The organism is Croceicoccus pelagius (assembly GCF_001661915.1).
GTDB classification, from domain to species: domain Bacteria; phylum Pseudomonadota; class Alphaproteobacteria; order Sphingomonadales; family Sphingomonadaceae; genus Croceicoccus; species Croceicoccus pelagius.
The window spans coordinates 43,930-52,274 of sequence record NZ_LYWY01000014.1 but is presented as its reverse complement, the minus strand read 5'-3'; the positions used below and the strand labels follow the sequence as shown (position 1 = coordinate 52,274).

The 8,345-nt window shown below is 63.2% G+C and carries 8 protein-coding genes; 2 read left to right on the top strand and 6 right to left on the bottom strand.

Annotated elements, in window-relative coordinates:
- Nucleotides 1-19: 19 nt before the first annotated feature.
- Nucleotides 20-1,528 carry an IS21 family transposase gene (gene istA / locus A9D15_RS02775; RefSeq protein WP_082924210.1) on the top strand — a complete coding sequence of 503 codons (1,509 nt, stop codon included), beginning with the start codon at nt 20-22 and terminating at the stop codon, nt 1,526-1,528.
- Nucleotides 1,525-2,292, top strand: a complete 768-nt coding sequence (gene istB, locus A9D15_RS02770) for an IS21-like element helper ATPase IstB (protein WP_066761576.1) — start codon at nt 1,525-1,527, stop codon at nt 2,290-2,292. The genes istA and istB overlap by 4 nt, the downstream gene beginning before the upstream one ends.
- A gap of 726 nt (nt 2,293-3,018) precedes the next feature.
- On the opposite strand, the gene A9D15_RS02765 is transcribed toward istB, so the two are convergent.
- The 6 genes from A9D15_RS02765 to A9D15_RS02745 form a co-directional block, all read right to left on the bottom strand.
- On the bottom strand, nt 3,019-3,690 hold the full coding sequence (locus A9D15_RS02765) for a DUF2231 domain-containing protein (protein ID WP_009823986.1): 672 nt from the start codon (nt 3,688-3,690) through the stop codon (nt 3,019-3,021).
- A gap of 91 nt (nt 3,691-3,781) precedes the next feature.
- Complete coding sequence (locus A9D15_RS17035) at nt 3,782-3,916, bottom strand: hypothetical protein (RefSeq protein ID WP_267900630.1); 135 nt, start codon at nt 3,914-3,916, stop codon at nt 3,782-3,784.
- Nucleotides 3,917-3,920: 4 nt separating this feature from the next.
- Nucleotides 3,921-4,652: a PepSY domain-containing protein gene (locus A9D15_RS02760; protein WP_009823988.1), complete on the bottom strand. Its 732-nt coding sequence runs from the start codon at nt 4,650-4,652 to the stop codon at nt 3,921-3,923.
- Nucleotides 4,653-4,679: 27 nt separating this feature from the next.
- Entirely contained in the window at nt 4,680-5,198 is a 519-nt protein-coding gene (locus A9D15_RS02755; RefSeq protein ID WP_082924209.1) for a YybH family protein, read from the bottom strand.
- 24 nt (nt 5,199-5,222) lie between these two features.
- The gene (locus tag A9D15_RS02750; RefSeq protein WP_066761575.1) at nt 5,223-6,536 is read right to left on the bottom strand and encodes a copper resistance protein B; all 1,314 of its coding nucleotides are present in this window, start codon (nt 6,534-6,536) and stop codon (nt 5,223-5,225) included.
- Nucleotides 6,533-8,341 (bottom strand): copper resistance system multicopper oxidase, encoded by a 1,809-nt coding sequence (locus tag A9D15_RS02745; RefSeq protein ID WP_066761574.1) that lies wholly within the window; start codon nt 8,339-8,341, stop codon nt 6,533-6,535. Before A9D15_RS02745 ends, A9D15_RS02750 begins: the two co-directional genes overlap by 4 nt.
- Nucleotides 8,342-8,345: the final 4 nt, after the last annotated feature.

Below are 8,345 nucleotides of genomic sequence, written 5' to 3'. Positions count from 1 at the left end.
GGGATGAGGGATTTACACCGTGGAACTTTACCTGAGGGTTCGTCTGGCGTGTTCTGAAGGGATGAGCCAGCGCGAGGCAGCGAAGCATTTCAACATATCGCGCGACACGGTTCGCAAGATGCTGTCGTATTCGGTGCCGCCCGGTTACCGTCGCAGCGCCCCGGTGCGGCGACCGAAGCTGGAAGCGTTCATACCGATCATCGATGGCTGGCTGGAAGGGGACCGGTCGGTTCCGCGCAAGCAGCGCCATACGGCGAAGCGTGTGTTCGACCGCCTTCGCGCAGAGCATGGCTTCACCGGCGGTTACACGATCATCAAGGATTACATCCGGGAGCGGGTTCAGCGCAGCCGGGAGATGTTCGTGCCGTTGGCGCACGCCCCCGGCCACGCACAGGCTGATTTCGGCGAGGCTCTGGTTGAGATCGGCGGTGTGGAGCAGAAGGCGCACTTCTTCGTGCTCGATCTGCCGCACAGCGATGCCTGCTACGTGCGGGCCTATCCGGCGGCCGTTGCCGAGGCGTGGATGGACGGCCACGTTCATGCCTTCGCGTTCTTCGGCGCGGTACCGCTCTCGATCGTCTACGACAACGATCGCTGCCTGGTCTCTAAGATCCTTCCTGACAGCACGCGGCGGCGCGCGAGGCTGTTCAGCGCCTTTCTGTCGCACTACCTGATCCGCGATCGTTACGGCCGCCCTGGCAAGGGGAACGACAAGGGCAGCGTGGAAGGTCTGGTCGGCTATGCCCGCCGCAACTTCATGGTCCCGATCCCCCGGTTCGCGACATGGGAGGCGTTCAACCTGTGGCTCGAGGAGCAATGCCGCAAACGGCAGAACGATCGGCTGCGCGGCGAGAACGAGACGATCGGCGAGAGACTGCAACGCGATCTGGCGGCGATGCAGGACCTTCCGGCATCGCCGTTCGAGGCCTGTGACCAGACCAGCGGCCAGGTCTCGTCGCAGGCGCTGGTGCGCTACCGGACCAATGATTACTCGGTACCGGTACGCTTCGGCCACCAGGAAGTATGGATCAGGGGCTATGTCGGCGAGGTGGTGATCGGCTGCCGGGGCGAGGTCATTGCCCGTCATCCCCGCAGCTATAGCCGCGAAGACGTGACCTTCGATCCGGTCCATTACCTTCCCCTGATCGAACAGAAGATCAATGCCCTCGATCAGGCCGCGCCCTTGCAAGGCTGGAACCTGCCCGAGGCGTTTGTGACGCTGCGCCGGCTGATGGAAGCGCGCCTGAACCGTCATGGGGGCAAGCATGGCCGGCGCGAGTATGTGCAGGTGCTGCGCCTGCTGGAAAGCTTCACGCTTGCCGATCTGCATGCCGCGGTGAAGCAGGCCCTTGATATGGGCGCGATCGGCTTCGATGCGGTGAAGCACCTTGTATTGTGCCGGGTTGAACGCCGGGTGCCCAGACTGGATATGGCGATCTATCCCTACCTGCCCAGGACGAGGGTGGAGACGACATCGGCGCGCTCGTACATGCGGCTGTTGTCGGGCGAGACGAAGGACGCGGCATGAGCAGCCCGGCTCCCGAACTGCTGCTCACCAATCACCTCAAGACGCTCAAGCTGCCGACGTTCCTGCGTGAGCATGACAAGCTGGCCCGGCAATGCGCGGCAGAGGGCGTGGATCATGTCCGCTATCTTGCCCGGCTTGTCGAACTGGAACTGATCGACCGGGAACGGCGGATGGTCGAGCGCCGGATCAAGGCCGCGCGGTTCCCGGCGGCCAAGAGCCTCGACAGCTTCGATTTTACCGCCATCCCGAAGCTCAACAAGATGCAGGTGCTCGAACTGGCGCGCTGCGAATGGATCATCCGGCGCGAGAACGTCATCGCCCTTGGCCCGTCAGGAACCGGCAAGACCCATGTCGCGATCGGCCTGGGCCTCGCGGCCTGCCAGAAGGGTCTGACAGTCGGTTTTACCACCGCGTCCGCGCTGGTCAGCGAAATGATGGAAGCACGCGACGAACGCCGCCTGCTGCGCCTGCAAAAGCAGATGGCCGGATACAAGCTCCTCATCATCGACGAGCTGGGGTTCGTTCCCCTGTCAAAGACCGGCGCGGAACTGCTGTTCGAACTGATCTCGCAGCGTTACGAGCGTGGCTCGACGCTGATCACCAGCAACCTGCCGTTCGACGAATGGACCGAAACGTTCGGTTCCGAGCGCCTGACCGGCGCGCTTCTCGACCGGCTTACCCACCACGTCAGCATCCTGGAAATGAATGGCGAGAGCTATCGTCTGGCCCAGAGCCAGGCACGAAAAGCACGCCCCAACCCCTGACAGAAATGACAATCCGGGTGTTGGCGACCCCCGCTCGGGCTACGCCCTCACGGCGCTCGCCAACACCCGGATCAACTGGCCTGGTTTTGCGCCGCCCAATGGCCGACTTTTACTCCGCCGTTGACAGAACCCCGCGCGTCGGGTTGGTTTGCACGCGGGGTTCCTGAACGGCCCCTTGGGGGCACCTGCGACCCGCAGGGCGTCGGGGGGAGGCGGGGCCGTCCTTTCCTGATCTTGCGATGTTCGTTTGTGTTTTTGCCGAGGGTATCTCCTGGATAGCCGTGTCACCGGGAAACGCGTCCGATCACATACCTTCCATGTCGTGATCGGCCATCGAGGACATGTCATGACCCGCATGGGGATCGGCCGGCTGGGTCGCCTCGCTCGCGGGTTGCGTGCGTGTTGCTGGAGGTGCGGGTGTGGCAGTTGCGCGTGATGCGGGAGAGGCAGCGTGCCGTGAGGCGGGCGTGGCGGCGCCATTTGTCGAAAGAGCGTCCTCCCGAGCGGTCGCTGCCTCATCTTTGGAGGGAGAGGCTGCCGGATCGGCAAGACCCGCCTCGGGTGCCGTGCCAGCCACCACCGCAGCTTCGCCCATAGGCGAAACCTCAGCAGCCGGTGTGCTCTCCTGCGCTTGGTCACAAGCGGCGAGAGCGAACGTCAATGGCGCGGTCGCGAGAAATGCTATCGCGGTGTTCGATTTCAGAATTCGCATGTTATTCAACTCCTTCAGAGCCACGAAACGCCAAGATGGTCCGGTCCGTGCGCGAGCTCGCCGCCAAGGAACCCCTGGATGAGAACGAGTGCCGCCATGGAGAAGATCGACGCGCGCAACCATGCGCGGCTCTGGCTCGGCCTGCTCGCGAGGTATGCCATCGCAATACCGAGAACCGCGATCAGCATACCGGTCCATCGATGGACTTGCATGACAGTATCGCCGCCGAACCACAGACCGGTGTGAATCCATCCGAACAGAACTGCGACGACTGCGCCGATTGCTCCGCCGTAGACGAGTACGCGCACCGCACTTTCCAGGCCCGCTCCTTTCCGGCGCATCACGAACAATTCGGTGGCCGCAGCCATGAAAAACAAGGCGATCGGGAAGTGGATCGTTGCCGGATGCAGCTTTTTCAGTACGGCCATGACGCCGGTTTCGCTCTCATCCGCATGGCCACCGGCCTCGTCATGGGCTGCGCCCGCTTCATCGTGCGCGCCGGAGGACTCGCCAGCATCCGCAGTCTCGCCCATCTGCGCCATGGCCGCCTGGTCGTGCACATCGCCATTGGTGGCAGCAGGCGCGGCGCTCGCCTCTTCGCCGTGCTTTTCGTCGCCATGAGCCTGAACGGGTCCGACGAAGAGCAGGCTTGCGGCGAGCAGCGCCAGAAATGAGGGGGCTTTCATGTCTCGTATGTCTCCCCACCCTGCAGTTAAAGTGCGACCTATGTGCCTGATACGCACGGCAGCCGCGTGCCCCTCGCATTAATTTGATAGTTCAGCGCGACTGAAGTGCGCCCGGGTGGTCACGCTTGCTGGCGGCATCATCGCGATCGTCGAACGCATTCGGCTCCTGGCCGCGTTCGGCCTGGCGAACGAGGGTAAGGCGTTCGCCCACGCGAATAAGCCCCATGGGCTCAGGCGAGCTTGCTCTTCTTTGCGCGGCGGCGCAGCCTCGGCATCCGGTTCGCCAGCAGGACGAAACCCGACAGGGCTATGATCGTGCCGCCAATGCCGAACAGCAGCAGCCACCAACTGTTGATGCGGTCGCGCTCGGTCCAGTCCATGATGTGGAGGCCCCAGATGAAATCGAACAGGCGCCATGTATCGCTGCGCGCCGCCCCGAGCGTGCCGCTGGCGGCATCGATGTAGATGCGCGTCGAAGCCTCGTCAGCATAGGTGACCTGCCAGGCCGGAAAAGGGCCGCGAAACTCGGTTCCGATGGGGTCATCGACGATCCGTGCGGCCTCGATGGTCGTGCGCGGCCCGGTCCATGCGCGCAAGGCGATGGATTTTGCCGTTGCCGCCGAGATGGGGGAGAGTTTACGCCCAGTCACCGGATCGTGGAGGCTCACGCTACCGTCAACCTTGCGGACCTCGGTCACGGCATCGCCGTCGAGCGAACGTGTCGTTACCGCTGCAAGAGTACCGTCGTTTGCGACCCAGGCCGGGAGCGGGGCATCGGCGGGCAGCGCCTCTTGTTCACGCGAAACGACATGTTCGGAGCGAACTTCTTCCAGGTCGAGAAACGACATGAGGGCGCCGGTTCCCATCCACAAGAGAACCTGGACACCGACGAAAATCGCCAGCCATTTGTGGATCTTGCTGCCGAGCACATGCAGGCGCAGCTTCAGCGACGGCGTTGCCAACCGGTGCTACCTCTTCGAAAGCCGTAATCAGTTGCGCGGCGCGCGCGACGAGGAATGGTACTGGACGATTCTCCACCCGTCCGCATCGTGAGCAAGCACCGATGTCGCCACGCCGTCGCGCTCGATCACCCGGCCATCGCTAAGTTCGATGCGATAGCCATACGTCTCATAGGCATGGGCCATGTGCCCCATCCGGGTGACGGTCAGCGTGGGGTCGGTAAAGGTGAAGCTCACAATCGCGTCGAGCTCGGGGCCCAAATGGTGCTCCATGTAATTGGCAAAGCTTCCTTCGGCCTTGCCATTCTCGAAGATCGCCGAGTCCTCGGCGAAGAGCGCGCGCATTGCCTGCGCGTCGCGCGCTTCAAGAGCGGTGCGATAGGCCTTGAGGGTTTCTTCAGCGCCCGCGACATCGTCCGCCGAAGCGTCCATCGCGTGCATCTGATGGTTCGCATGGGAAGAGTGGTCCATCTGCTGCGCGAAGGCTGGCAGCGGTATCAGCGTGGCAACAAGCGCAGTCGCCGCGATGCGTGTCAAAGGCTTGGTCATGGAAGTTCTATCCTTTTTGAGATTTCAGAACCAGAATCGCACACCGACGACATAATTGGTGACGCTCGGATCCTCTCCGGCGGCCCGCGCAAAATCCGCGCTGTCGCCGATGCGCCATTCCTGGGAAACGCCGACATAGGGCGCGAATTCGCGTGCGAACTCGTAGCGAAGACGCAGACCTGCCTCGATCCGGTCGAGGCCAGCGCCAATGCCGAGTTCGGGAATATCCTGAGCGGAAAGTGCGATTTCGGCACGCGGTTGAAGGATCAGCCGCTGCGTGATGCGCTGATCAAGTTCGCCCTCAAAACGCGCCGTCACATCGCCCTTGGTGGAGACGAAGGCCGCGGCATCGACCTCGAACTGGTAAGGCGCGATCCCTTGGATACCGATAACCGCGTGCGTGCGTTCCGGACCGGTCAGGTCCTGGCGAACACCCGCCTGGAAATCGAAGAAGGGCGCAATGGCGCGGCTCCAGAGCGCCTGGACCTCGGCGCCTTCTATGGGTTCGCCGAAGCTGCCCTCACCCTCGGACTTGAACCAGAATTTGTCGATGTCGCCGCCATAATATCCCTGGATGTCCCACAGATATCCATCCTTCCCCTCGCGGGCGCGGTACTCGAGCCGGTCGCCCTGAAACCAGAAGCGCATTCCTCCGTCGGTCTCGCGGACAAGCTCGCGGCGCGCTTCGTTCATGGCTTCCTCGCCCCAGATGGCGACCGCCGCGCGCGCTGGGCCGCTCCCTGCTTCTGGAGGAGGCGGCAGCAGCGGGATATCATCGTCCGAGCCCATCTGCATCGCCGAATGGTCCATGCCCTGCCTGTCCTGCGAAGGCGTCTCCCCATGGTTCATCTGGCTGTGATCCATCTGCCCATGGTCCATCGACGAACTGGCCTCCGCCTGACCCATCTCGCCGTGATTCATCTGCGAATGATCCATCGCGCCTTCGGCGGGCTTGCCCTGCGGCATCGAGCCGTGATCCATTCCTTCATGACTTTCGGGCGATGCCTGTGGACGGGCAGCGTCCACAGGCATTGTCATGCCAGAATGGCCATCCTGAGCGGTCATCGCACCATGATCCATGGTTGAGTGATCCATCTGCGAGCGGTCCATGGCGGCTTCAGGTTGAGCAGCCGGTTCGCATGCTCCATCTGCAACCGGATGCCCCATCGCGCGGTGGCGCTCGGCTTCTTCCTCGCACTTCGTCTTCGCGTCAGCCTGCGCCTCGGCGCTTTGCTGCGGCTCCGCCGGCGAATGACCGGCATGCTGCGCCGCCGCGGGGGAGGCGAGAACTGAGCCGGCTGCGACCGATGCGAGCAGGCTGACAATACGAATTTTCATGCTTCGCTCCCGTCGGGATTGGCGACCGTGACGATCTGAAACATCCCGGCATGCATGTGGTAGAGAAGGTGACAGTGGAAGGCCCAGTCGCCCGGCTCGTCCGCCGTCAGGTCGAACTGCGCGCTGCCACCCGGCTGCAGGATTACCGTGTGCTTGAGCGGTTGACGATCGGCCGGCGCGCCATTGACCAGCTCGAAGAAATGACCGTGCAAGTGAATGGGGTGCGCCATCATCGTGTCGTTGACGAGCTTCACGCGCACGCGCTCGTTATAGGCGAAACGGATCGGCTCGTCTGAGACGGCGGAGAACTTCTTGCCGTCGAACGACCACATGTAGCGCTCCATATTGCCGGTCAGATGAATTTCCATTCGCCGGGACGGCGTGCGGCCCTCGCGGTGTGGAGTCAGCGCGCGCAGCTTGCGATAGTCGAGCGTACGATGCGGCACATCGGCGAGACCGATGCCGGGATCGCCCATGCGGTCGACCGGGTTCATCGAGACCATGTCGAGACCGGGCCCGACCTTCACATCGGGCGGCAGAAGCGACGTGTCGCGCATCTGCATCCCCGACATGCCGGCCATGCCTGCCATCTCGGATTGGCCGGACGAACCATGATCCATCCCCGCCATGTCGCCGCCACTTCCGTGGTCCATGCCCGACATGCCGGCATCGCCAGACGAGCCGTGGTCCATGCCGCTCATGCCCATGTCGGCCATGGTCAGAAGCGGCGGATCGCGCAGCGGCGGAATGGCGGCGCGAGCGCCGGGTGCGCTCGCGAGTGTGGCAATACCCATGCCCGAGCGGTCCATCGACTCCGCGACCAGCGTGTAGGCTTGTTGCGCGCCCGGCGTCACGACGACGTCGTATGTCTCGGCCACACCGATCTGGAACTCGTCGACCTCCACCGGCTCGACGTTCTGCCCGTCCGCCTGAACGATGGTCATCGGCAGGCCGGGAATGCGAATATTGAAGAAGGTCATGGCGCCGGCATTGATGAAGCGCAGCCGCACGCGTTCGCCCGGGCGGAAGAGGTATTCCAGATTGTCGAGCGGGCCATGGCCGTTCAGAAGATAGGTATAAGCCGCGCTCGACACGTCGAGGATGTCCGTCGGCATCATGCGCATTTTCGCCCACATCCGGCGATCCTCGCCCGAAAGCGGGTAATCGTCGGTCCAGGTGTTCTGGTTGTAGTTGAAGTAGCCTTCGCCCTTCTTGAGCTTGTCGAAAATGGTGTGGGGCGACATGGCGCTGAATTCGCTCAGCACCACGATATATTCGCGGTCGGCCTGAACCGGATCGGGTCCGGCGGGATCGATCACGATCGCGCCGTAATGCCCGGCCTGTTCCTGCAGGCCGCTATGCGAGTGCCACCAGTAAGTGCCCGATTGGCGAACCGGAAACTCGGCGGTGAAGGTCTCTCCCGGTTTGACACCGGGGAAGCTCACGCCGGGCACTCCATCGAGCTGAAACGGCACGAGCAGACCGTGCCAGTGGATCGAAGTATCTTCCTCGAGCTGGTTATGGACATTGAGCCGGACGGTCGTGCCTTCCTGCAAACGCAACAGCGGACCGGGGATCGTGCCATTGACGGCGATCGCGCCGCCGCGCCTGTTGCCGGTCGCGAAGGCCGATCGGGCAACGGTGAGGTCGATATTGGGGCCGGATATCTCGTCCAGCCCCTTGCGGGCGTTACCTGCGAGGATGTCCGCGCCCCGTGCCCAGGCAGGCATCGCCCCGGCAAGGCCGAGCAGACCCATTCCTCCTGCTCCGGCTCCGAGAAACTTGCGTCGATTGACGGCGATCATAAAG

Bases quoted from the DNA above. Each gene is read 5' to 3' on its own strand.
- istB (WP_066761576.1), top strand. From the start codon at position 1,525: ATGAGCAGCCCGGCTCCCGAACTGCTGCTCACCAATCACCTCAAGACG.
- A9D15_RS02765 (WP_009823986.1), bottom strand. From the start codon at position 3,690: ATGAAAGCCCCCTCATTTCTGGCGCTGCTCGCCGCAAGCCTGCTCTTC.
- A9D15_RS17035 (WP_267900630.1), bottom strand. From the start codon at position 3,916: ATGGGGCTTATTCGCGTGGGCGAACGCCTTACCCTCGTTCGCCAGGCC.
- A9D15_RS02755 (WP_082924209.1), bottom strand. From the start codon at position 5,198: ATGACCAAGCCTTTGACACGCATCGCGGCGACTGCGCTTGTTGCCACG.
- A9D15_RS02750 (WP_066761575.1), bottom strand. From the start codon at position 6,536: ATGAAAATTCGTATTGTCAGCCTGCTCGCATCGGTCGCAGCCGGCTCA.
- A9D15_RS02745 (WP_066761574.1), bottom strand. From the start codon at position 8,341: ATGATCGCCGTCAATCGACGCAAGTTTCTCGGAGCCGGAGCAGGAGGA.